The following is a 23,898-nucleotide window of genomic DNA, read 5'->3' on the forward strand; positions in this document are numbered from 1 at the left end:
ATGACCACAACCCTGGCTCCCCCGGTGCGGATCGGGCGGGCCGCGGTCGGGGCTCTCGGCATGCTGGCGGTCGCCAGCGGTGCCCTGGAGTCGGTGGTGCAGCCGACGGTCCCGCTCCTGCAACGCGAACTGGACATGGGGCCTGCCGAGGGGGCGCTGCTCAGCATCCTGCTCCCGATCACCGGCGCGCTCGTCACACCGTTGGCGGGCAGGTTCGGCGACCGCTACGGCGGAAAACGAGTCCTGATCCGGCTGATGATCGTGGTGTGCGTCGGCGGCATGGTGTCCGCACTGGCGCCGGGCCTGCCCGTGCTGCTGGTCGGCCAGGTACTGCAGGGCGCGATGGTGGGCGCGCTGCCCCTGTCGTTCATCGTCGTGCGCAAACACCTGTCCGCGGGAGAGTCGAAGGTGGCCATCGGAGTGGTCAGCGGACTGTTCGTGGGAGGCGGGATGCTGGGCACGCTGCTGGCCGGGCCAGTGGCCGAACAGCTGTCGCGGCACTGGATGTTCGCGCTCCCGACGATCGCCGTCATCGTGGCCACCCTGCTCGTGAACTGGCTGGTGCCCAAGGATTCGGCGGACCGGTCGGATGACGCCGGGGTCGACTGGCCCGGTCTGGTCCTGCTGAGCGGGGTGTTGATCACGTTCATGCTCGTGATCAACTTCGCCCTCGATCTCGCTGCCTCGCAGCCGCTCGTGCTGTGCGGCCTCGTCGTGCTGCTGGCCGCGCTCGTGGTGGGTTGGATCGCCGTCGAGCGCCGCGCGGCCTCGCCGATGATCGATCTGCGCATGCTGGCTCGGCCCATGATGTGGAAATCGAGTGTGCTGACGTTCATGATCTGCGTCGGTGCCTCGATGTCGATCTTCCTGGTCACGCAGCTGTGGAGCGCGTCCGGTGACGGGTACGGCTTCGGGGTCGGCGCCACCGAGATCGGCATCTTCCTGTTGCCCGGCACCGTGGTCGCGACGCTGGCCGGGCCGTTGGGCGGGGGCTGGGAGCGGCGTTCCGGCTCCCGTGCCGTGGCCACTGCCGGGGTCGTCATGATGGCCGGCGCCCTGATCGCCATGGCGCTCGTGCACTCGCAGGCGTGGCATCTCGTCGTCGGCAAGGCACTGGTCGCACTGGCCAACGGCCTGGTCGTCACCGCGATGACGACCAGCATCGCCACCTCCGCCGCGTCGAACGAGACCGGCGTCGCCACCAGCCTGATCCTGGTGACCCGCGTGCTCGGCATGGCCTCCGGCGGGATGTTCGGTGGCGTGCTCCTCGCCGCCGGGACCCCCGCCGGGTCGAAGGTCGCGGCCGAATCGTCGTACATCACCGGATTCGTCATCGCCGGCGTCGTCACGGCGCTGGCCCTGCTCGTCACCCGCACCATGCACAAGGGAGTCAAGGCATGACCCGCACCGCTCAACTGATGAATGCCCGTACCACGCCGAAAGGGCGGGTCCTGATCTCCGGGGCCAGCATCGCCGGTCCCACGCTCGCGTACTGGCTGACCCGCTACGGATACGCGGTCACGGTGGTGGAGAGGGCGGGCGCGGTGCGTAGCGGTGGCTATCCCATCGACGTGCGCGGCACCGCGCTGGAGGTCGTCAGGAGGATGGGGATCCTGCCGCGGCTGCGGGACGCGCACATCGATCTGCGCCGGCTGACCTTCCTCGACGGGAACGGCACCGGGGTGGCTTCGGTCCACCCGCACGCGGTCACCGGCGGTGTCGAGGGACGGGACCTGGAGGTGCGGCGCGGGGATCTGACCGACGCGCTTTACGCGGCGGTCCACGACGACGTGGAGTTCCTGTTCAACGACTCGATCGACACCCTCGTCCAGTCCGGCGACGGGGTCGACGTCACCTTCCGCGGGGGCGGCCAGCGCACTTTCGACCTGGTGCTCGGCGCGGACGGCATGCACTCACGTACCCGGGAGCTCGTGTTCGGCCCCGAAGAGCGGTTCCACCGGTACCTCGGCTACTGCTTCGCCGTCTTCCCCATGCGCAACACCTTCGGGCTCTCCCACGAGACCGTCATGTGGAACACCCCCGGCAGAGCCGCGGCTCTCTACGCCGTGGGGGAGGACGACGAGGTGCACGCCTTCCTGAACTTCGCCCAACTGGAACCGCCGTTCGACGCGTTCGCGGACCCTGCCGCCCAACGGGATCTCGTCGCCGCGGTCTTCGCCGACGCGGGATGGGAGATCCCTGGAATGCTGGCCGCCATGTACGAGGCGGACGACGTGTTCTTCGACGGCGTCAGCCAGATCCGCATGCCCCGCTGGTCCAGCGGCAGGGTCGCGCTGTCGGGCGACGCCGCGTACGCGCCCTCGTTCCTTACCGGACAGGGCTCCAGCCTCGCGCTCGTCGGCGCGTACATGCTCGCTGGCTCCTTGGCCGACCGGGACCACACCGCCGGGTTCGCTGCCTACGAACACGACACCCGTGAGTTCGTTGCCGCGAACCAGGGACTGGTCGGTGCGGGCGGTGCGACCCTCTTCCCGACCACCGCCCAAGCCCTGGAACAGCGCAACGACAGGCTGCGCAAGCTCGACGCCATCCCCTCCGCGGAGGGGCGACCGGCCCATTCGGCCCTCACCCTGCCCGAAACTCCAAAACTGCGGGACATGGGTTGACACTCGGGCTTGCTGCTCGCATCGGCGAGGATCTCATCAATCGCGGCGAGTCAGCAGGGGCATCGTGATGTCGTCGACGATCCGCTCGATCGCCGTGTTGGACACCGGCTTCAGCGTCATCAGCACCTCGTGCCGAAACAGGTCGAAGGGCAGCGAGATCAGATGCGGCTTCAGGGTGGCGGCCTCGATTTCTCCTCGGTCGACCGCTCGCGCGACGATGACCTCGGCCGCCGAACTCCGGCCGGCCAGTACCTGCGCGCGCAGCTGTTCGGGGTTCGATCCTCGGTCGGCGAAGTAGTCGTCCAACAGCACCGCGGTGACGACGAGCAGATCGATCCGCGAACGGTTGGCCGCCTGCATCATCGCGACCAGGTCACCGCGCAACGTTCCGGTGTCCGGGACATCGACCACCCGCGTGGAGCTTTCGTGCAGCAGGGCCGCCTCGACCATCAGCGCTTTGTTGGCCCAGCGGCGGTAGATCACCGGCGTGCTCGTACCGGCTCGCTTGGCCACCGCTTCCAGGGTGAACCCCGCGTAGCCGCGCTCGGTCAACTCGGCCCACGCGGCCCCGAGGAGAGCCTCCTCCAGGTCCTTGCCTCGTCTGCGCTGCATGGCGACCACCTCTCACAAGATGTGTTTGTACATCTTAAGGCGGCGGGGTATCGTCGCAAATAAGAAGTTGTGACACTTCTTATCGAGTCGGGTAGCCCGCCGCCCCCTCGACCGCGAATGGGCAGGAGAAGCCATGAGCAGCCAGCACACCGTGACCGTCCTCATCGAGATCCACGCCAACCCCGGCCAGGAGCAGCAGGCCCGCGATTCGCTGCTGCACGCGATCCAGACCTCCGAGAAGCCGGGACTGATCAGCTCCACCGAGTACGCCGACCTCAACGACGCCGGCGCGTTCTACGCCGTCCAGGTATGGGAGGACATGGACGCCTTTCACACCCATATGAAAGACGCGGCCGAGAACGGGATGGACGAGGCGATCAAGGTACTGCGCGAGCCCCCCAAGACCGCCGTGCTGCACACCATCAGCTGATCGGACTCGCCGGCCGCCACCGGCTTGGCAGCTGGCCGCGAACTACTGCGACGGGTTTCGCAGCACCTTGTCGCCAAGCCCGGCGATGACCTCGGCCACTCGGGCCGGTGCGAGGTTGTTCGCCGCGTGGCCTTGGCGGCGCAGCCGTACGCGTTCGGTGTTCGGCATGGCGTGTTCCAGCGCGCCCAGCCGTTCACCCAGGTGTGCCGGGCTCCGTTCGCCGCCGAGCAGGACGACGGGCACGTCGATTCGCGCGTACGCATCCAGCCGGAGGCCCACCTCGTCGATGGCCGCGCAGTCGTCGAGCTGGTGCGGGGCGAGCCGGCCCAGCCGGGGCATCAGGGAGACGGAGGCACCCGACATCCAGGCGACCCAGGCCGGTGTCCGCACAATGTCGCGCAGGAAGATCGCCAGCGCCCTGCCCGGGTTTCCGGCGGCCATAGCAGCCTGCGCCCGCGTCAACGCCTCTCCACCGAGCGGCGGTCCGATCACGCAGGGCGGTTCGTACAGCACCGCACCGGCGAACGCCTCGGGCAACGCCGCCAGCGCCTCCAACGCCAGCACCCCACCGGACGAGTGCCCGACGATCAGCATCGGCTCGTGGATCAGCTTCACCAGTGCGCGGACATGCTCAACTTCCTCAGCCATCGTGCACACTTCACGGCTCTTGAGGTCCAGCCGGTACTGCCGGCGGTGCAGTCGCAGCACCCTGAACCGCGACCTGAGCCTGGCAGCGACCCTTGCCCACGACGCACCCTCGTCCATGCCGCCGTGCAGGAGCAAGATCACCGGGCCCTGTCCTTCGTCATACGCACGCACGCTGCTGCCATCAGGTGCCGTCGTCGTGATCATCGTGGGACCCCGCAGTGTCGCTTCGAGCGCGCGTTCGTCGGTGAAGATGACGTGGGTGAACATCTCGATCGCCACCCGGGAGAAGCGTAGCGTCACGTCGGTGTCGGGCAAATCCTCGGCCACGCGTCCGTGAGATCGACGATCTCGTCGAACTGCGCCGCGGCTTCGGGGGAGCTCGTACCACTCAGGAGCGGTTCGTGCGGGCGGATGGATCCGGTGTCACGGATTCGTCGCCCGCTACGAACGGACGGTCCGTGAAACCTCCTAGGGTCGCCGTGAACGAGGCGATCCTAGGAGGCGAAGCATGCGGACACTCTTGCGTGGCGGCCGTGTCATCGACCCGGCGAGCGGGTTCGACGGCACGGCCGACGTGCTGTTGACCGACGGGGTGGTCACCGCCGTGGGGGAAGGACTGCCCACGGAACCGGGCGACGCGGAGATCGACGTCTCCGGGTTGGTCGTCGGACCGGGTTTCATCGATCTGCACAGCCACGTGCACACCATCGCCGGGCAGCGACTGCAGGCGATGGACGGCGTGACGACCGCACTCGACCTCGAAGCCGGACTGATGCCGATCGAGCGGGCCTATGCCGAGGCCGCCACGGCGGGACGTCCGCTGCACTACGGTTTCTCCGCGTCGTGGGGTTCCGCCAGGGCTCAGGTGCTCGCCGGGATCGAACCCGACGCCAATATCGACAGTGGCCTCGAAGTGCTCGGGAACCCGGCCTGGCAACGGTCTTCGTCGCCGTCCGAACTGAAGGCATGGCTGTCCCTTGTGGAGCGTGAGCTGGCCGCGGGCGCGCTCGGTGTCGGCGTGCTGCTCGGCTACGCGCCCCTGACGGATCCCGGCGAGTTCGTGGCGCTCGCCCGGCTCGCCAAGGAGGCCGGGGCGCCCACCTACACGCACGTCCGGGAACTGGTCGAGGTGGACCCCGCGACCCCGGTCGACGGCTCGGAGGAGATCGCGATCGTCGCGGCCGAGACGGGCGCGGCCATGCACCACTGCCACGTCAACAGCACGTCCGGCCACCAGATCGACCGCGTGCTCGCCGCGCTGGAGGCGAGCCGTTCGGCCGGGTCGCGGGTGACCGTGGAGGCCTATCCGTACGGCGCGGGCAGCACGGGGATCGGCGCGGCCTTCCTCTCGCCCGAGCGGCTGAAGATGAAAGGACTCTCCCCGTCCAGCGTGATCATGCTGGAGTCGGGCGAGCGGATCGCCGACGAGGGCCGTCTGCTGCAGGTGCGTGCCGAGGAGCCGGGCGCGCCGTGCATCCTGGAGTTCCTCGACGAGGGCGACGCCCGCGACCTCGAGCTGCTGCGCCGGGCGCTCGCGTTCCCGGACGCCATCGTCGCCAGCGACGCGCTGCCGGTGTACTGGAAGAACGGCACCAGCGAGAGCACCGAATGGCCGTTGCCGCCCGGTGGCGCGACGCATCCGCGCACGTCCGGGACGTACGCCAAGACGTTGCGCCTGATGGTGCGCGAGAGCAAGGCATGGACCTGGCTGGAGGCGTTCCGGCGCTGTTCCTACCTGCCGGCGCGCGTCCTCGACGAGGTCGCCCCCGCCGCGCGGGCCAAGGGCAGGCTCGAGGTCGGAGCGGACGCCGACATCGTCGTCCTCGACCCGGACACGGTCACGGACGCGGCGACCTACTTCGACCCGACGAGGCCTTCGGTCGGCGTCCGGCATCTGTTCGTTTCGGGCGTTCCTGTCGTCACCGATGGGAACCTGCGCGCCGACGCCTTCCCCGGCAAGCCGTTGCGCGGTGAGCCGCGATGAGCGACCTGCTCACCGACATCGAGACGCTCGTCCGCTGCGAGTCCCCGTCCTCGGATCACGAAGCGGTGGCCCGCAGCGCCGACGTGGTGGCCGAAGTGGGCCGGAAACTGCTGGGGGTGGATCCGGAGCGGATCGTCGTCGACCGGGTCGCCCATCTGCGCTGGCGATTCGGCGACGGACCGCCTCGGGTGCTGCTCCTCGGTCACCACGACACGGTGTGGCCCCACGGTTCGCTGGAGACACATCCGTTCTCCGTGCGGGACGGCGTGCTGCGCGGTCCTGGCTGCTTCGACATGAAAGCCGGGGTGGTGATGGCGCTGCACGCCGCCGCGGCCGTCCCAGACCGCGACGGGCTGTCCATTCTGGTGACCGGCGACGAGGAGATCGGCTCGCCGTCGTCCCGCGGTCTGATCGAGGAAACGGCGGCAGGCTGCGACGCGGCGTTCGTGCTGGAGGCTTCGGCGGACGGCGGTGCGCTGAAATGCCGCCGCAAAGGCGTTTCCCACTACCGGGTCGAGGTGACCGGCCGCGCCGCGCACGCCGGGCTCGAACCGGAGAAGGGGATCAACGCGGGGGTCGAGATCGCGCACCAGATCCTCGCGGTGGCCGCACTGGCCGATCCGGAGGCCGGGACCAGCGTGACCCCCACCGTCGTCTCGGCGGGAACGACGGTCAACACCGTTCCCGCGGTCGCGGGCGTGGCGGTCGACGTCCGCGTGTGGGACGAGGCCGAGCAACTCCGCGTCGACAGGGCCATCCGGGACCTCCGTCCGGTTCTGGAGAACGCCGAGGTCCGGGTGACCGGTGGCATCAACCGGCCGCCGCTGGCAGCAGGCTCGTCTGCGGGTTTGTTCGAGCTGGCCCAGGTATTGTCGGGCGAACTCGGTCTCGGTGAAATCACCTCCGCGTCGGTCGGCGGCGCCTCGGACGGCAATTACACCGCGGGTATGGGAATCGCCACCCTTGACGGTCTCGGCGCCGTCGGCGGCGGGGCACACGCGGATCACGAACACGTCGTCGTCGCGGAATTGCCGCGGCGGACCGCCTTGCTGACCGCGCTCGTGGAAAACGTGCTCGCCAAGCGGGGTCCGTCCGGCGCGACGAATCCCGCGGGTGAATCTGGTACGGCACGACGGTGACTCGGTCGGGGAGCCGGGAAAGGATTGTCCCGTGACGAATCTTGCGACGAATACGGAAAGCCTGGCGTCCCAGGAGGTGCGTGACGAAGCCGTCGCGGCCGCGCGGGCCGCGGCCGAGGCTTCTGGCGTCGAAATCCGCGAACTGACCGAGATCGCCGAGCTGGCCGCGGTGGTCGGCCTGTTCGAGTCCATCTGGAAGTTCGCGCCCGGCGCCCGGCCGGTGAGCACGGAACTGCTCCGGGCGATGTCCACGGCCGGGAACTACGTAGCGGGCGCGTTCGAGCACGGTGAACTGCTGGGGGCGTGTTTCGGCTTCTTCGGGAGTCCGGGAAAAGCGAGTCTGCACAGCCACATCGCCGGGGTCGCCCACACCGGTGCGGGCAGGGGGATCGGTCACGCGCTCAAACTGCACCAGCGCGGTTGGGCCCTGCTGCAGGACGTCTCGGTGATCACGTGGACCTTCGATCCACTGGTGCGGCGCAACGCCTATTTCAACCTGGGGAAGCTCGGGGCGCGGCCGATCGGTTACCTGCCCGATTTCTACGGTCCGATGGAGGACGGTATCAACGGCTCGGGCGACACCGACCGGCTGATGGTCGGCTGGGATCTGACGAGCCCGGACGTCCGGACCGCTGCCTTCGGTGAACCCGTCCTGATCAACGCGGGAGCGCTGGGCGCGGAAGAGGCGCTTTCGGTCGACTCCGACGGCGGTCCGAGCATCGGATCCGCTGACACCCCGACCGTGCTCGTCGCCATCCCGCCCGACATCGAACGGTTACGCCGCACCAATCCCGGTCGCGGCAGCGCGTGGCGCGCCGCCCTGCGCGAAGTCCTCGGCGGGCTGATGGCGGACAACGCGCACGTCGCCGGATTCGATCGTGCCGGCTGGTACGTGATCTCGAAGGAGCAGTCGTGAAACTCAGTGGTGTGGAATTGCGCCGCGTACGGATGCCGCTCGTGGCCCCGTTCCGTACGTCGTTCGGGACGCAGGCCGAACGGGAACTCCTGCTCGTCCGCGCGGTGACCCCGGCCGGCGAGGGCTGGGGCGAATGCGTCGCGATGGAGGCGCCGCTCTACTCGTCGGAGTACAACGACGCCGCCGAACACGTGCTGCGGAACCATCTGATCCCGGCCCTGCTGGACGCCGAGGACGTCACCGCGCACAAGGTGACCCCGCTGCTGGCGAAGTTCAAAGGGCACCGGATGGCGAAGGCCGCGCTGGAGATGGCGGTTCTTGACGCCGAACTCCGCGTGCATGAACGGTCCTTCGCGGCCGAACTCGGGTCCACTCGCGACTACGTGGCCTGCGGGGTCTCGGTCGGGATCATGGACTCGATCCCGCAACTGCTCGACGCCGTCGGCGGGTATCTCGAGGAGGGTTACGTCCGCATCAAGCTGAAGATCGAACCCGGCTGGGACGTCGGCCCCGTCCGCCAGGTGCGGGAGCGTTTCGGCGACGACGTGCTGCTGCAGGTCGACGCGAACACCGCGTACACCCTCGGCGACGCGCCTCTGCTGGCCAGGCTGGACCCGTTCGACCTGCTGCTGATCGAGCAGCCGCTCGAAGAGGAGGACGTCCTCGGGCACGCCGAACTGGCGAAGCGCATCCGGACCCCGATCTGCCTCGACGAGTCGATCGTCTCCGCCAAGTCCGCGGCCGACGCGATCAAGCTCGGCGCCTGCCAGATCGTCAACATCAAACCGGGCCGCGTCGGCGGCTACCTCGAAGCCCGCCGCGTGCACGACGTCTGCGCGGCGCACGACGTCCCGGTGTGGTGCGGCGGGATGATCGAGACCGGCCTCGGGCGGGCGGCCAACGTCGCGCTCGCCTCGCTTCCGGGCTTCACGCTCCCCGGTGACACCTCGGCGTCCGGCCGGTTCTACCGCACGGACATCACCGAGCCGTTCGTACTGGAGTCCGGGCAGCTGCCGGTACCGGCCGGGCCTGGCCTCGGCGTGACCCCGATCCCGGACCTGCTGGACGAGGTCACTACGGCGAAGGTGTGGATCGGTTCGTAGCCCGCTACGAATTCCGCGGTTAGAGTTGGTCGGATCGAACCAATCGGTTCGGTGAGACCGGGTTTAACTTCGGGGGGTGCTGACACCGGTGCCCAGCAAGCCGCACACGAGTTTGGGGCGCGTCCTCGAAGACCTCGGGGACGTGCTCCTGGAGCCGGTCGAGGTCGGCCGGACCACCCGCAAGCAGCTCGGCGGGGTGGTCATCCACGATCCGCACGACGAGTCGGAGTTTCCCGCCTCCGCCGTCGTGCTCGGCGTCGGGGTGCGGGAGCACGACGAGGTCGCCCGCCTGTTGTGCGACGTGGGTGCACGAGGCGCGGCGGCGCTCGTCGTCCGGTCTCCCGTCACCCCGACGCCGGAACTCCGGCGCGCCGCGGACTCGTCCGGTGTGGCCCTGCTCGGGCTCGCGCGAGGCGCCTCCTGGGCACAGCTCGCCGCCCTGCTCAGGACGTTGCTCGCCGAGGGGGACGTCGGCGATGTGTCGCCGCAGACCCTCGGCGGCATGCCGTCGGGTGACCTTTTCGCCTTGGCCAACGCGGTGGCCGCGCTGCTGGACGCGCCGGTGACCATCGAGGACCGCAACTCGCGGGTCCTGGCCTTCTCCGGGCGCCAGGACGAGGCGGACCCGTCCCGCGTCGAGACCATCCTCGGGAGACAGGTACCGGAGCGGTTCACCCGCAACCTGGAACGGGACGGCATCTTCGAGAAGCTGTACCGCGATCACGCGCCGGTGTACGTCGACCCGCAGCGTTACGACGACCACGAGATCGTGCTCCCGCGGGTGGCACTCGCCGTCCGTGCCGGCGACGAGGTGCTCGGGTCGATCTGGGCGGCGGTCCGCGAACCGCTCAGCGAGGAGCGGACCCAGGCGCTTGTCGACGCCGCCAAACTGGTCGCGTTGCACATGCTCCGGCTGCGCGCGGGCGCCGACGTCGAGCGACGGCTTCGCGCGGACTTGGTGAGCACGGCGCTCGAAGGCGGTACCGGCGCTCCGGAGGCCATCGCCCGGCTCGGTCTGCTCGGCCAGCCGTCGATCGTGCTCGCCATGGGCCTGCTCGGCGCCTCCGGCCCGGACGGCGATCTCCGCCTGGTTGCGGACCGCCAGCGGGTCGCCGACGCGCTGGCCATGCACCTCAGCGCCGTCCAGCCGCGCTCGGCCGTCGCTCTCGTTGGCGACGTCGCCTACGGCATCGTCCCGATGCCTGGCAGTCACGCCGTCTGCCAGGAGCGTTCGGTCCGGGTCGCGTCGACCTTCCTGGAACGCACCGGACGGCGCGCGGCGGCCGCGATCGGCATCGGGCCGCTCGCACTCGACGGTTCCAGCCTGCGCGCCTCGCGTGACGGCGCGGACCGGGCGTTGCGCGTGCTGCTGACCAACGGCGGCGTCAAACGCGTCGCGACCGTGGAGGACGTCCACGTCGACGCGCTCGTGCTGGAGCTGGCCGATCTAGCCGCGGCGAGGGGAGACGTCGCGACAGGTCCTGTCGCGCGGCTGCTCGCCTACGACGCCCAGCATCAGTCCCATCTGGTGCACACCCTGCGATGCTGGTTGGACGCCTTCGGGGACGTCGGCGCCGCGTCAGCCGCGGCCTACGTCCACCCGAACACTTTCCGCTACCGGTTGCGGCGCCTCGCCGAAGTCGGCGAGATCGACCTCGACGACGCGGGGGAGCGGTTCGCTGCCATGCTGCAGCTGCGACTGCTGCCCCGTGACGCGCGGACCGGGCCGCCGTCCACCGAAGACTCCTGACCAGCTGACCACCGGCCGGGTTGGTCTCTCGGCCCGAAAGACGGCCGGATGTTCGTGTGAACGCACGAACTCTGTGCACCACACGCTGATCAAAATGAGTGATCGGCGCCACGACAGCGCCGGTCTCCTTCTCCCCCTGTTTCCGCGGAGGCGCCATGACGGCAGTGGTCAAAGAGGACGACTGGACAGCGCGGCGGATCAACCGGACGGCGCTCATCACCATGGTGGTGATGGTCTTCGCCTGGGTGGTCGACTATATCGACCGGTTCTCGATCGGGATGGCGCTGCCGATGATCGGCGCCGAATTCGAGCTCAGCAAAACCGAACAGGGCTGGCTCGTGACCGTGTTCGCGCTGGCCTACCTGGTCTGCCAGATCCCGGCGGGCTTCCTCGCCGACCGGTACGGCTCTCGCGGGCCGATGCTGGTGACACTGCTGCTCTGGTCGGTGTTCACCGCGATGACCGGAATGGCGGGCACCTTCGGGATGTTGCTGGTCTTCCGCGGTCTTTTCGGTGTCTGCCAAGGACTTTTCCCGGCCGCGTCGTTCAAGGCGATCGCCGAACGGACCACCCCCGGCAACCGCGCGACGGTGACCGGCGTGATGCTGTCCGCCGGCGGGATCGGCGCGGGGCTGGCGCCCTTGATCGTCGGCCCGCTACTGATGGCGATCGGCTGGCGGCACACGTTCTTCTGGATGGCGGGGATAGGCGCGATCATCGGTGTGCTCGTCTGGACGATGCTGCCCAAGGTGCTGCCGAAGTCGTTGAGCAGCCTTCCGCGCGACGAGGCGGCGCTGCCAGAGGTCTCCCGCAAACAGGTGCTGAAGTCCCCGGTGATCTGGAAGTTCACCTTGCTGTTCTGCGTCACCAACATGCTCAACTACGGGATGATCACCTGGGTACCCAGCTACCTGCTGGAGACGCGGGGCCTGTCGATGAGCCAGACCGGTGTGCTGGCCGCGATCCCGATGTTGGTCAGCATCGGGACGACCATCCTCGGCGGCTGGCTGTTCGACCGCTACTTCCACGACCACGGCCGCTGGTACCTCGGCTCGATCGCGATGGTGACCGTGGTGCTGCTGACGTTGATGGTGAACGCGGACAGCACGGCGGAATTCACCCTTTACGAAACGCTCGCTCTCGCGGTCTTCGGGATGGCGACGATGGCCGTCTTCGGCCTGCCGCTGCGGGTGCTGCCCACGGCGGTCACCGGGATCGGCATGGGGGTGATGAACTTCGGCGGCCAGGTGGCCGGTGCGGTCGCCCCGGTGGCGATGGGCTGGCTCGCCGACGCCTTCTCGTACACCGCCGCGTTCGGTTTTCTCATCGGCACCACCTTCCTCACCGCCGTGCTGGCGTTCTGGGTTCCGCAGAACCCCGCGCAATTCAATTTCTCCGCAGCGAGTCCTAAGTAGACAGGAGTCCACATGCCCACCGCGTCCGAAGTCATCGAAACGATCAACGACCGAGCGAAGGAGGTGGGAGTCCGGGTGCGGCTGCACGCGGCCGAAATCGACGGCACGCGGCGCCTCGGCATCGATGAGCACGCGCCTGTCGTCACGGCGTCCGTCTTCAAGGTACCGGTCGCCCTGGAACTGGCGAGGCAGGCGGCCGAGGGCGGGCTCGACCTCGGTGCGCGGATCACCGTCCCGCCGGGACATCCCACACCGAGCCCGTACGGTCTGGCCACATTTCGGCACGAGATCACGATGTCCTGGTACGACCTCGCGATCCTGATGATCGGGATCAGTGACAACGTGGCCACCGACCTGATCGTCGCTCACGCGGGGAAGGAGGCGGTCGGCGAAACCCTGCGCCGTCTCGGTTTGGAGCACACCACGGTCGTACAGGACTGCCGGGAGGTGCTCGGCAGCATCGGCGAGGACCTCGGAATTCGCTACGAGGACGACGAAAAGCTGCTGGCGGAGCTGTCGATCGAGCGGATCGCCGCGTTGCGCGCGCTGCAACCGGCGCGCACCTGTGCCACGACCGCCGAGGAGACCACCCGGCTGCTCGGGCTGATCTGGCGCGACGAGGCGGCTCCGCCCACCGCTTGCGCCGACGTCCGGCGCTGGCTGGAACTCCAGGTGTGGCCGCACCGGTTGCGGTCCGGGTTCGCGGACGACGGGATCCGCGTCAGCGGCAAGACCGGGACCCTGCCGTCGGTGCGCAACGAGGTCGGCGTGGTCGAGTACCCGGACGGGGATCGTTACGCGGTAGGGGTTTTCACCGACGCCGTGGACGGGCGGTCGAGGGTGCCGGAGCGGGACGCGTTCATCGGCTTCGCCGCGGCACAGGCCGTCGAATGGCTCAGGCTTCCCGAGGCAGGAAGCGAATGATTCGTCGGCGCGGATGAACTTTCCCGCCGCTCTCGTCGTTCCGCACGAACCGGTGACGCCCGTCACCGTCCTAGCATTCCGGGAACTGCCGGTCCACCCTTTCCACGGACAAGAGGTACGCATGTCGAAAATTTCCGAAATCGATACCTGGCTCGAGGAGAACCTACCCGCACTACTGACGAAACATCAGGTGCCCGGTGTGGCCGTCGCGGTCTTCGCGGACGGTGAGGTGATCGACCATGCGGCCGGCCTGCTGAACAAGAGCACCGGTGTCGAATCCACAGTGGACTCCGTGTTCCAGATCGGGTCGATCACCAAGGTGTGGACGACCACCCTGGCGATGCAGCTGGTCGACGAAGGCAGCCTGGACCTCGACAAGCCGGTCCGTGAATACCTTCCCGAGTTCCACCTCTCCGACGACGACGCCGCTTCCCGGATCACCGTGCGGCAGCTGACCTGCCACACGTCCGGATTCGAGGGCGACATCTTCACCGACACCGGGCTGGGCGACGACTGCGTCGCGAAGCTCGTCGCGACGTTGTCCGACGTGCCCCAGTTGTTCCAGCCGGGGGAGATGTTCTCCTACAACAACGCCGGCTACTGCGTGCTCGGCCGGATCGTCGAGGTGCTGCGCGGCAAGTCCTACGACGACTGCCTGCGTGACCACCTGTTCAAGCCGCTCGGGCTGACCCACGCGGCCACCGGGCCCTACGACGCCATCCGGTACCGCGCCGCGATCGGCCACCTCCAGCCGACGCCGGACGACGAGCCGGTCGCCGCGCCCGTCTGGGCGTTGACCCGGTCGAACGTCCCCGCTGGTTCGCATCTCGCGATGCGCCCGCGCGACCTGCTCACCTTCGTGCGCATGCACCTGAACGAAGGCCGCGCGGACGACGGCACCCAGGTGCTCAAGCCCGAAACCGCGCGCGCCATGCGGGAGCGCCAGGTCGAACTGCCCTACCTCGGCCTGATGGGCGGGGCATGGGGACTCGGCTGGATGATCTTCGACTGGGAGGGCGGCCCGGTGATCGGCCACGACGGCGGCACCATCGGCCAGTCGGCGTTCTTGCGCGTGGTGCCGGGCAGCAACGTCGCGGTGGCACTGCTGACCAACGGCGGCAAGCCGTTGCACCTCTACCTGGACATCTTCCGGAAGGTGCTGGGCGACCTGGCCGACGTCGAGGTTCCCGCGCTGCCCGAGCCCAACGCGGCCGAAACCCCGGCCGACCCGTCCCGGTATGTGGGCGAGTACTCCTCGCAGGTCGCGGACGTCGTCGTGAGCCAGGACGAGGACGGTGGCCTTTGGCTGGAACGCACGCCGAAGGGGGTCTTCGCCGACCTCGGTGGTCCGCCGGAGAAGAGCAGGCTCCACGGCTACAAGGGCGACACTCTGGTCGCCGAACATGACGGGCTGGGTCTGCACCTGCCGCACGCCTTCGTCGGTGACGACGGCAGCGGCCGGGCGCTGTACGTCCACACAGGACGGGCCGACCGCCGGGTGAGCCGGTGACCGGAATCGCCGGCCGGCTCCCCGCCGCGATCGCGAGCGTGGTGGCCTTGACCGTGAGCGCGTGCGGGGGGACGTCGCAATCCGGACAGGACCGGACCGCGAACCAGAAACTGGCCGACGGCAAGACCTTCACCATGGCGATCGGCACGGATCCGGGAGCGCTGGATCCCGCGATGACCGTGCTCTCGGTCGCACTCGAGATGGGCCGTTTCCTTTACGACAGCCTGATCAACCTCGACGAGACGGGCAAGCCGATCGCCGGCCTCGCCGAGAAGTGGGAGGCCACCACGACCACGGCCTCCTTCACCCTGCGGAACGGGATCACCTGCGACGACGGCGCCCCGCTCACCGCGAGCGACGTGGCGGCGAACATCAACTTCGCCGGCGATCCCGCCAACAAATCCCCGATGTCCGGGCTCGCGGTCGCGCCGGAAACCAAGGCGACCGCGGACGACGCGGCGCGGACGATCACTCTCGCGAGCGGAGCGCCGGACGCGTTCCTGCTCCGCAACATCGGCGGCCTGCCGATCGTCTGCGGTAAGGGCGTGCGCGACCGGTCGGCGCTGGCCAAGGGAAAGCACGGCAACGGTATGTTCACCATGACCGAAGCCGTGCCGAACGACCACTACACCCTCACCCGGCGGAAGGACTACGCGTGGGGGCCGGGGGACTGGCGGCGTGATCAGCCGGGCTTGCCGGACAAGGTGGTCTTCCGGGTCATCCAGAACACCACGACCGCGGCGAACCTGCTGCTGTCCCGCGAACTCAACGCCGCCAGGATCACGGGTCAGGACCAGCAGCGCCTCCGTGCCCAGAAGCTGTATCACGGCGATCAGGTCGTGCCGATGGGCGAGATGTTCTTCAACCAGGCGCCCGGCCGGGCTGGCGGCGACGAGGCCGTTCGTCGCGCACTGGTGCAGGCGCTCGATCTCGCCCAGATCGGCAAGGTCCTCACCAGCGGCTCCGGGGCGCCCAGCCAGGGAATGGTCACTACCGAACCCAAGGCCTGCGCCGGTGATTCGGTGACCGGCAAGGTTCCGGGCTTCGACGTCGCCGCGGCCAAGTCGGGCCTCGACAAGGCGGGCTGGACACCGGGGCCGGACGGCATACGCGTCAAGGACGGCAAGCGGCTCGAGCTCACCGCCATCTACGGCACCCAGTTGGGGCCGACGATGGCGCCGACCGCCGAACTGATGCAGCAGTCCTGGAAGGCGGTCGGCGCGGACGTCACGCTCAAGGGCGTCGACAGCCCAGGGACCAGCCAGGTGCTTTTCAACACCGGCGAGTGGGACATCTCGATGGCACCGCTGACCCTGTTGCTGCCGAGCCAGGCCGTGTCGTTCGTCTCCGGGTCGAAGCCGCCCGCGGGCACGAACTTCGCGCACATCGAGAACGAGCGGTACGAGTCGCGGGCCGCGCAGGCGGCGCAGCTGCCGGGAGACGCCGGCTGCGCGGCCTGGCTGGCGGCGGAATCGGCGCTCACCGAGCGAGTCGACGTCGTCCCCTACGTCAACTCGGTCATCCCGACCTTCGGCAGCGACGCCCGGTTCAAGATCAATTTCGGTTCGATCGAGCCGTCGTCGGTCCGGATGTACAGCTGATGACGGCCGCGCTCGCCCCGGCCGGGTTGCGCGGCAGTCGGTGGCTCTCGTTCGCCGTGCGTCGCCTCGGCCGGTTCGCGTTTTCGCTGTGGGTCTTGGTCAGCACGGCGTTCCTGATGATCCAGCTGATCCCCGGCGACCCGGTCCGGGCGGCACTCGGCCTGACCGCGCCGGTCGAACTGGTGAACGCGCGGCGGGCGGCCCTCGGCCTCGACGATCCGCTGTGGCTGCAGTACGTCCACTACCTCGGCGGGCTGGTTACCGGTGAACTCGGGACGTCGATGACGAGCGGGCAGCCGGTCGCCGAGGTGATCGGAGACCGGCTGCCCGCCACCCTGCAACTGGCGCTGCCCGCCTTCGCGGTGGTCATCGCCGTGGCGATCCCGCTGGGTGTCCTGTTCGCCGTGCTGACCCGCGGCGGCCGCCGTCGTGGTGGTGAACTGGCGTTCACGACCACGACCGTCTTCTTCGCGGCCATTCCGGAGTTCCTGCTCGCGGTCGCGCTGGTGGCGTTCTTCGCGGTCCAGCTCGGCTGGTTCCCGGTGGCGGGGAGCGAGGGCGCGGGTTCGCTTGTGCTCCCGGTGATCGCGCTGGCGCTCGGCCCGGCCTCGGTGCTATCGCGGATCGTGCGGGTGGAGACGCTTTCGGTGCTGGGCGACGACTTCATCCGCACCGCGCGGGCGAAACGGTTGCCGGCGCGGCTGGTCTACCTCCGGCACGCGCTGCCGAACGCGCTGACCGCGACGCTGACCATGGGCGGGCTGATGCTGACCGGGATGGTCGCCGGGACGGTGCTGGTGGAGAACGTGTTCGCCTGGCCAGGTCTCGGTTCGACGATCGCGCAGTCGATCCTGCAGAAGGACTATCCGCTGGTGCAGGGAATCGTGCTCGTCTACGGAATCGGGGTCCTGCTGGTGAACCTGACGGTGGACGTGCTGCTGGCCGTCCTCGACCCGCGTTCGACGATCCGGGAGAGCTGAAGTGGTGAATCGGCGCGGAGCGAAATGGCTCGCGGCCCTGCGCACCCCGGTGGGCGCGTTCGCGGCGACCCTGCTGGTACTGGTGGTCGCGCTCGCGGTGCTGGCCCCGGTCCTGTGGTACGACAACGCCTTCGAGATCGATACCGAGGCGATCGGCCAAGGACCGTCGGCGGCGCATTGGCTTGGCACCGACGAACTCGGTCGCGACATCCTCTTCCGGGTCCTGGTGGCGACCCGGCTTTCGGTGCTGCTGGCGGTGCTCGCGACGGTGATCGGGGTGGCGGTGGGGCTCCTACTCGGCACGTTGCCCTCGCTGCTGCCGCGCCCCGCCGCGCGGCTGGTCACCTCGGCGGTGAACATCGCGGTCGCGTTTCCCGGGCTGCTGCTGGTGTTGTTCTTCTCGGTCATCTTCGGTGTCGGTACCCATGGCGCGGTGCTGGCTGTCGGCTTCGCGCTGGCGCCGTCGTTCGCCCGGCTGGCGCAGACGCTGTCGGCTTCCGTGGCGGGCCAGGACTTCGTGTCCGCCGCGCGGATCTCCGGTGTCGGCAGGATCCGGCTGCTGGTCAGGCACATTCTGCCCAACATCGGTGAACCGCTGGTGGTGAACGCGACCATCGGCGCCGGCGCCTCGCTACTGGCTTTCTCGGGGCTGTCGTTTCTCGGCATCGGTGTGCAGGCACCGGATTACGACTGGGGACGGCTACTCGGCGAAGGGCTCAACGGGATCTACGTCAATCCGGCGGCGGCGCTCGCGCCGGGTGTCGCGGTGGTACTGGCCGGGCTGGCCTTCAACCTCGTGGGGGAGACCGTGGCCGGGGTGATTGGTGTCCGCACCGGGGCGCGCAAGCTCGTACCGCGGCCGGTAACTACCGCCAGGGAGGACGTCGCCGAGGATCGTGACGATGCCGTGCTGGTGGTGAAGAACCTCCAAGTGGCGTTCCCGGGTCCGGCGGGCTGGACGGTCCCGGTGCGAGGGGTGAGCTTCACCGTCCGCGCGGGCGAGGCGATCGGCGTCGTCGGTGAGTCGGGCTCGGGGAAGAGCCTGACCGGGCTGGCGGTGTCGCGGTTGGTCGAGGCGCCTGCCGTGGTCACCGCGGACCGGCTCGACTTCGCCGGGAAACCCTTGCTGACGACCCCGGAGCGGGACTTGCGCGGCTTGCTGGGCACGTCACTGGCGATGGTGTTCCAGGATCCGATGACCTCGTTCAACCCGACCAAGCGGATCGGCCGTCAGCTGGCGGAAGTGTCCGAACAGCACCAGGGCCTTCCGCGCGCCAAGGCGTTCGCCCGTGCCGTGGACCGGTTGCGCGCGGTGCGGATCCCCGCGGCCGAGCGGCGTGCCCGACAGTACCCGCACGAGTTCTCCGGCGGGATGCGGCAGCGCGCGATGATCGGCATGGGCCTGATGGGCGACCCGCGGCTGATCATCGCCGACGAGCCGACCACGGCGCTGGACGTCACCGTCCAGCGGCAATTGCTGCGCCTGCTGGCGCGGACCAGGGCGGAGCGGAACACGGCGATCATCCTGATCAGCCACGACATCGCCGTCGTTTCGCAGACCTGCGAGCGGATACTGGTCATGTACGCGGGCCGGGTGGTGGAGGACCTGCCGTCGGCCGGGACACCACGGCATCACTACACGAGGGCCCTGCTGGCCGCGACGCTGGACCTCGAGACCGATCGAGCCGCGCCGCTCGCGGTGATCCCCGGCCGTCCGCCGGAACCGGATCGCGTGCCCACCGGCTGCGCCTTCGCCGACCGGTGCCCCGCGGCAGCCGATCGGTGCCGTCTCGAAGACCCGGTCTCCGAGCGCGTGGATCCCGAGCACCGCGTCGCGTGCTGGTATCCGCACGAGACGTCGTTTTCCCAGCCCGCCAAGGAAACCGTGACCGCCGGAGGTGCGGAGTGAGCGACCTCGTCTTCGACGCGGTGAGCGTGCGGTACGGCGGGAGGCGTGGTCTCACCGCGGTTGACCAGGTCTGCCTGACCGTCGCGTCCGGACAGGTCGTCGGGCTCGTCGGCGAATCGGGCTCGGGGAAATCGACGCTGGCACGCGCCGCGGTCGGGCTCTCACCGGTCAGCGCGGGACGGGTACTGCTCGGCGGGGTGGACGTCCGGAAACTGCCCCGGCGACGTCCACTGCAGATGGTGTTCCAGGATCCGTATTCCTCTTTGGACCCCCGGATGAGCATCGAGGAGTCGATCACCGAAGCGATCCCGCGTGCTGTCCTTTCCAGCCGGGCCGCGCGCCAGGACGAGGTCGCCCGGCTCCTGGAACTGGTCAACCTCGACCCGGAGCGCGCCGGGCACCTGCCGGGGCAGCTCTCCGGCGGTCAGCGGCAACGAGTGGCGCTCGCCCGTGCGCTGGCCGGACGGCCGGAGGTGCTGATCGCGGACGAGATCACCTCCGCGCTCGACGTCTCGGTGCAGGGCGCGGTGCTCAATCTCGTCCGGTCCGTGCAACGGCGACTCGGTCTGTCGATGCTGTTCATCTCGCACAACCTCGCCGTCGTGCGCTATCTCAGCGATATCGTCGCCGTGATGTACCTCGGCCGGATTGTCGAGGTGGGCCCGGCGGAGCAGGTGCTCACCGATCCACGGCATCCGTACACCCGCGACCTGCTCGCCGCGGCGCCTTCCCCGCACACCTCCCTGTTCGACACCGGCGCGGACGAGGCGACCGCCGACACCGAACCCGCCGACCCGCACCATCCGCCGGGCGGATGCCGCTATCACCCGCGATGTCCGGTCGGGCCGCTCGTACGAGCCGACCGCGAACTTTGCCTACAGGCGGATCCCGCTCAGCCGGATCCCACTCGGCCGGATCCCACTGAGGCAGGTCCCACTCAGGACGTGGCACACCGGCGTCACTCGGCGGCCTGCCACTTCAGCGAGAACGAGCGTCACCAGCCCGCGATCTCCAGAGGAGCAAGTGCATCATGACCCGACGTCTCGATCTCGACGACCTGTACGAAATCGCCGTTCCCAGCCAACCTTCGCTATCACCGGACGGCGAACGGATCGTGTATGTCCTGCGCACCGCGGACCGCGACGAGGACCGGAACGTGGACACGCTCTGGGAGGTCGGCGCGACCACCGGCGAAGCCCGGCAGCTCACGCGCGGAACCGCGGACATGGCGCCGAGCTGGGCGCCGGACGGCACGCGGATCGCGTTCCTCCGGGCCAAGGACGGTTCGCCGCAGGTGTGGTTCCTGCCGTCGTCGAGCGGGGAGGCCGAACAGATCACCGAACTTCCGTTCGGGGCGGGCTCTCCGGTGTGGAGCCCGGACGGCGGCAAGATCGCGTTCTCGGCCGCGGTCGAGAACGCGGGCGGCGAACCCGCCTCGAACGCCCCGGTGGTGGCGGACCGGCTGGACTTCAAAGCTGACGGCGCAGGGCTGATCAAGACCATCCGCAAGCACCTGCACGTTCTCGACGTCGTCACGAAGGAAGTCCGGCAGGTCACCTTCGGCGATTGGCACGCCGGCGATCCCGCCTGGTCGCCCGATGGCACGCACCTGGCGTTCTCCGCCGGACGGGACGCGGACGCGGACCTCACGTTCCGTTCCGGCGCCTACGTTATCGACGTGACCTCGACGGCCTCGGAGCCGCGGCTGATCGGCTCCGGCGACGGCATGGCGGGTCCGGTCAGCTGGACCGCCGACAGCCGTGCGCTACTGGTGGTCGGGCGGAACGACACCGAAGTCGGCCACCTCGGCCTGCGGCGGGTCCCGCTCGATGGCGGGGACCCGGTCGATCTGACGGCTTCACTGGACCGTAACGTGATGCCCGGCGGCGCCGGCTATCCCGGCGCGCTGCCGAAATCGACCGCGGGCGGTTCTATCCTTTTCGGACTCCGAGATCGTGGCTACACCCAGCTGTACGAAGTGGACACGGACAACGGAACTCCGCGTGCGGTACTCGCGGGCGACCTGGTCGTGTCCGGAATGGACGTCGCGGGCGGCCGGGTGGTGGTCGTCATGGCCACGAACACCTCGTTCGGCGAGATCGCGGTCGTCGACAAGGCCACCGGCGCCGTCGACGTACGTACCCGGCACGGTGCCTCGGTCGCCGACGTCGAGTTCTTTCGCCACGAGGAACGGGAATTCACCATCAGCGACGGGACCGTCGTGCACGGCTGGCTGCTGCGCGACCCGGCACGGACCGGTTCCGCGCCGCTGTTGCTCGACATCCACGGCGGCCCGCACAACGCCTGGAACGGCGCGGCCGACTCGGTCCATCTCTATCACCAAGCGCTCGCCACGCGAGGCTGGGCGGTGCTGCTGCTCAACCCGCGGGGCAGCGACGGCTACGGTGAAGACTTCTTCACGGGCGCCGTCGGCGGGTGGGGTATCGCCGATTCCCGCGACTTCCTCGAACCCTTGGATCAGCTGGTCGCCGAAGGGATCGCAGACGCGGACCGGCTGGCCGTGGCGGGCTACAGCTATGGCGGGTTCATGACCTGCTACCTGACCAGCCGCGACGACCGCTTCGTCGCCGCTGTCGCCGGTGGCGTGGTCAGCGACCTGACCAGCATGGAAGGCACCTCCGACGCGGGGCACTACCTGGCCGTCCGTGAGCTCGGCGGTTCGTCTCGGGGCAAGACGTACGAGCAGTTCTCGCCGCTCGCCAAGGTCGCCAAGGTGCGGACGCCGACGTTGGTCATCCAAGGCGCGGAGGACGAACGGTGCCCGGTCGGTCAGGCCGAGCAGTGGTTCAGCGCCCTACGTGCCCGCGGCGTTCCGTCTCGGCTGGTGCTGTACCCGGGTGCCTCGCATCTGTTCATCCTCGATGGTCCGCCCTCGCATCGCCTCGACTTCAACCGGCGTGTACTCGCGTGGGTCGAGCAGTACGCCGCGACGGCGGACGGGGCGTCGCGGGTACCGATCGACGCGGCGCACTGGCGGCGGCGCCTGGCCGAACTGGCGCGCAAGTACCGCGTTCCCGGCGCCGCGTTGGGCATCGTGCGGGTCGGCGACGGCGCGGAGGTGCACGTCACCCACGGCGTGCTGAGCATGGCGACCGGGGTCGAGGTCACCGAGGAGTCCTTGTTCCAGATCGGCTCGGTCTCCAAGGTGTGGACCTCGACCGTGGTGATGCAACTGGTCGACGACGGGCTCCTCGACCTGGACGCGCCGATCTCCGACGTCGTCGGTGAACTGCGGCTGGCCGATCCGGACGTCGCCAAGCAGGTGACCATGCGGCATCTGCTCACGCACACCAGCGGAATCGACGGTGACGTCTTCACCGACACCGGCCGTGGCGACGACTGCCTCGAGCGCTACGTCGAAATCCTCGACCAGGCCGCGCAGAACCACCCGCTCGGCGAGACCTTCTCCTACTGCAACTCGGGATTCGTGCTCATGGGCAGGGTGATCGAGAAGCTCACCGGGCTGACCTGGGACGCCGCGATGCGCGAGAAGCTGTTCGCCCCGCTCGGCCTCACCCATACCGTGACCCTGCCCGAGGAAGCGCTGATGTTCCGCGCGGCCGTCGGTCACGTCGCCAACGGAGACGACGACCCGCGGCCCGCGCCCTTCTGGGGACTGCCCCGAAACATGGGCCCGGCGGGCCTGATCACCGCCACGACCAAGGACGTCCTCGGGTTCGCCAGGCTGCACCTGACCGGCGGTCTCACCCCGACCGGGGAGCGGATCCTGACGACGGCGTCCGCCACCGCGATGGCCGAAAAGCAGACCGACATCCCCGGTAAGCACTCGCTCGGCGACTCCTGGGGTCTCGGCTGGATCCGCGACGACTGGAGCGGACGGCGGGTCATCGGCCACGACGGCAACACGATCGGGCAGTCAGCGTTCCTGCGGCTGCTGCCCGACCAAGGACTCGCCGTCACGCTGCTCACCAACGGTGGCAACACCCGCGACCTGTACCAGGAGCTGTATCGGGAGATCTTCGCCGAGCTGGCCGATGTGGCGATGCCGCGGCCGCTCGAACCGCCCGCGACTCCGGTCACCGTCGACGGTTCGAGGCACGTCGGTGTCTATGAGCGGGCCGGCGTGGTGATGGTGGTCCTGGCCGAAGGGGACGGGATCCGGCTCCGGCAGACCGCCACGGGTCCGCTGGCCGAGCTCATGCCGGAGAAGACGATGGAGTTCGACCTGGTCCCGGTGACCGACTCGCTCTTCGTCTGCCGTGAGCCGGGGGCACGGACGTGGATGCCGGTCACCTTCTACACGTTGCCGACAGGTGAGCCGTACATGCACTACGGCGTACGCGCGACTCCGAAGGTGGCCTAGACGTT

At 69.1% G+C, this 23,898-nt stretch carries 18 protein-coding genes; 16 read left to right on the plus strand and 2 right to left on the minus strand.

Annotated features, from left to right (window positions below; all coding sequences use genetic code 11):
- Both AMYNI_RS0133635 and AMYNI_RS0133640 read left to right on the plus strand, forming a co-directional pair.
- Window positions 1–1,401, plus strand: a complete 1,401-nt coding sequence (locus AMYNI_RS0133635; RefSeq protein WP_026361264.1) for an MFS transporter — start codon at window positions 1–3, stop codon at window positions 1,399–1,401.
- Entirely contained in the window at window positions 1,398–2,627 is a 1,230-nt protein-coding gene (locus tag AMYNI_RS0133640; RefSeq protein WP_020672509.1) for an FAD-dependent monooxygenase, read from the plus strand. Before AMYNI_RS0133635 ends, AMYNI_RS0133640 begins: the two co-directional genes overlap by 4 nt.
- 36 nt (window positions 2,628–2,663) lie before the next feature.
- Here AMYNI_RS0133640 and AMYNI_RS0133645 read toward each other — a convergent pair whose 3' ends face one another.
- Window positions 2,664–3,239: a TetR/AcrR family transcriptional regulator gene (locus AMYNI_RS0133645; RefSeq protein WP_020672510.1), complete on the minus strand. Its 576-nt coding sequence runs from the start codon at window positions 3,237–3,239 to the stop codon at window positions 2,664–2,666.
- Between the two features lie 133 nt (window positions 3,240–3,372).
- Between AMYNI_RS0133645 and AMYNI_RS0133650 the strand changes: the two genes are divergently transcribed.
- On the plus strand, window positions 3,373–3,669 hold the full coding sequence (locus AMYNI_RS0133650; RefSeq protein ID WP_020672511.1) for a putative quinol monooxygenase: 297 nt from the start codon (window positions 3,373–3,375) through the stop codon (window positions 3,667–3,669).
- A 42-nt stretch (window positions 3,670–3,711) separates the two neighbouring features.
- On the opposite strand, the gene AMYNI_RS0133655 is transcribed toward AMYNI_RS0133650, so the two are convergent.
- Window positions 3,712–4,596: an alpha/beta fold hydrolase gene (locus AMYNI_RS0133655; RefSeq protein WP_211225529.1), complete on the minus strand. Its 885-nt coding sequence runs from the start codon at window positions 4,594–4,596 to the stop codon at window positions 3,712–3,714.
- A gap of 229 nt (window positions 4,597–4,825) precedes the next feature.
- Between AMYNI_RS0133655 and AMYNI_RS0133660 the strand changes: the two genes are divergently transcribed.
- From AMYNI_RS0133660 to AMYNI_RS0133720, 13 genes are all read left to right on the plus strand, one after another.
- Window positions 4,826–6,301: an amidohydrolase family protein gene (locus tag AMYNI_RS0133660; protein ID WP_026361265.1), complete on the plus strand. Its 1,476-nt coding sequence runs from the start codon at window positions 4,826–4,828 to the stop codon at window positions 6,299–6,301.
- Window positions 6,298–7,440: a M20 family metallopeptidase gene (locus tag AMYNI_RS0133665; RefSeq protein WP_020672514.1), complete on the plus strand. Its 1,143-nt coding sequence runs from the start codon at window positions 6,298–6,300 to the stop codon at window positions 7,438–7,440. Before AMYNI_RS0133660 ends, AMYNI_RS0133665 begins: the two co-directional genes overlap by 4 nt.
- 31 nt (window positions 7,441–7,471) lie before the next feature.
- A complete protein-coding gene (locus AMYNI_RS0133670) occupies window positions 7,472–8,356 on the plus strand; it encodes a hypothetical protein (RefSeq protein WP_026361266.1) in 885 nt (294 codons plus the stop codon).
- On the plus strand, window positions 8,353–9,459 hold the full coding sequence (gene menC, locus AMYNI_RS0133675) for an o-succinylbenzoate synthase (protein ID WP_026361267.1): 1,107 nt from the start codon (window positions 8,353–8,355) through the stop codon (window positions 9,457–9,459). Before AMYNI_RS0133670 ends, menC begins: the two co-directional genes overlap by 4 nt.
- A gap of 76 nt (window positions 9,460–9,535) precedes the next feature.
- Window positions 9,536–11,209, plus strand: a complete 1,674-nt coding sequence (locus AMYNI_RS0133680; RefSeq protein ID WP_020672517.1) for a PucR family transcriptional regulator — start codon at window positions 9,536–9,538, stop codon at window positions 11,207–11,209.
- 155 nt (window positions 11,210–11,364) lie between these two features.
- Window positions 11,365–12,624: an MFS transporter gene (locus tag AMYNI_RS0133685; RefSeq protein WP_020672518.1), complete on the plus strand. Its 1,260-nt coding sequence runs from the start codon at window positions 11,365–11,367 to the stop codon at window positions 12,622–12,624.
- Between the two features lie 12 nt (window positions 12,625–12,636).
- Window positions 12,637–13,548, plus strand: a complete 912-nt coding sequence (locus tag AMYNI_RS0133690) for a serine hydrolase (RefSeq protein ID WP_020672519.1) — start codon at window positions 12,637–12,639, stop codon at window positions 13,546–13,548.
- 121 nt (window positions 13,549–13,669) lie between these two features.
- Entirely contained in the window at window positions 13,670–15,058 is a 1,389-nt protein-coding gene (locus AMYNI_RS0133695; RefSeq protein WP_020672520.1) for a serine hydrolase domain-containing protein, read from the plus strand.
- Window positions 15,055–16,659, plus strand: coding sequence for an ABC transporter substrate-binding protein (locus AMYNI_RS0133700; protein ID WP_020672521.1), 1,605 nt, complete (start codon window positions 15,055–15,057; stop codon window positions 16,657–16,659). Before AMYNI_RS0133695 ends, AMYNI_RS0133700 begins: the two co-directional genes overlap by 4 nt.
- The gene (locus AMYNI_RS0133705) at window positions 16,659–17,639 is read left to right on the plus strand and encodes an ABC transporter permease (protein ID WP_020672522.1); all 981 of its coding nucleotides are present in this window, start codon (window positions 16,659–16,661) and stop codon (window positions 17,637–17,639) included. The genes AMYNI_RS0133700 and AMYNI_RS0133705 overlap by 1 nt, the downstream gene beginning before the upstream one ends.
- A gap of 1 nt (window position 17,640) precedes the next feature.
- Entirely contained in the window at window positions 17,641–19,548 is a 1,908-nt protein-coding gene (locus AMYNI_RS0133710) for a dipeptide/oligopeptide/nickel ABC transporter permease/ATP-binding protein (protein ID WP_020672523.1), read from the plus strand.
- Entirely contained in the window at window positions 19,545–20,582 is a 1,038-nt protein-coding gene (locus AMYNI_RS0133715; RefSeq protein WP_020672524.1) for an ABC transporter ATP-binding protein, read from the plus strand. The genes AMYNI_RS0133710 and AMYNI_RS0133715 overlap by 4 nt, the downstream gene beginning before the upstream one ends.
- Window positions 20,579–23,893, plus strand: coding sequence for a serine hydrolase (locus AMYNI_RS0133720; protein WP_020672525.1), 3,315 nt, complete (start codon window positions 20,579–20,581; stop codon window positions 23,891–23,893). The genes AMYNI_RS0133715 and AMYNI_RS0133720 overlap by 4 nt, the downstream gene beginning before the upstream one ends.
- Window positions 23,894–23,898 lie beyond the last annotated feature (5 nt).

Origin of the sequence: Amycolatopsis nigrescens CSC17Ta-90 (assembly GCF_000384315.1) — a bacterium.
GTDB classification, from domain to species: domain Bacteria; phylum Actinomycetota; class Actinomycetes; order Mycobacteriales; family Pseudonocardiaceae; genus Amycolatopsis; species Amycolatopsis nigrescens.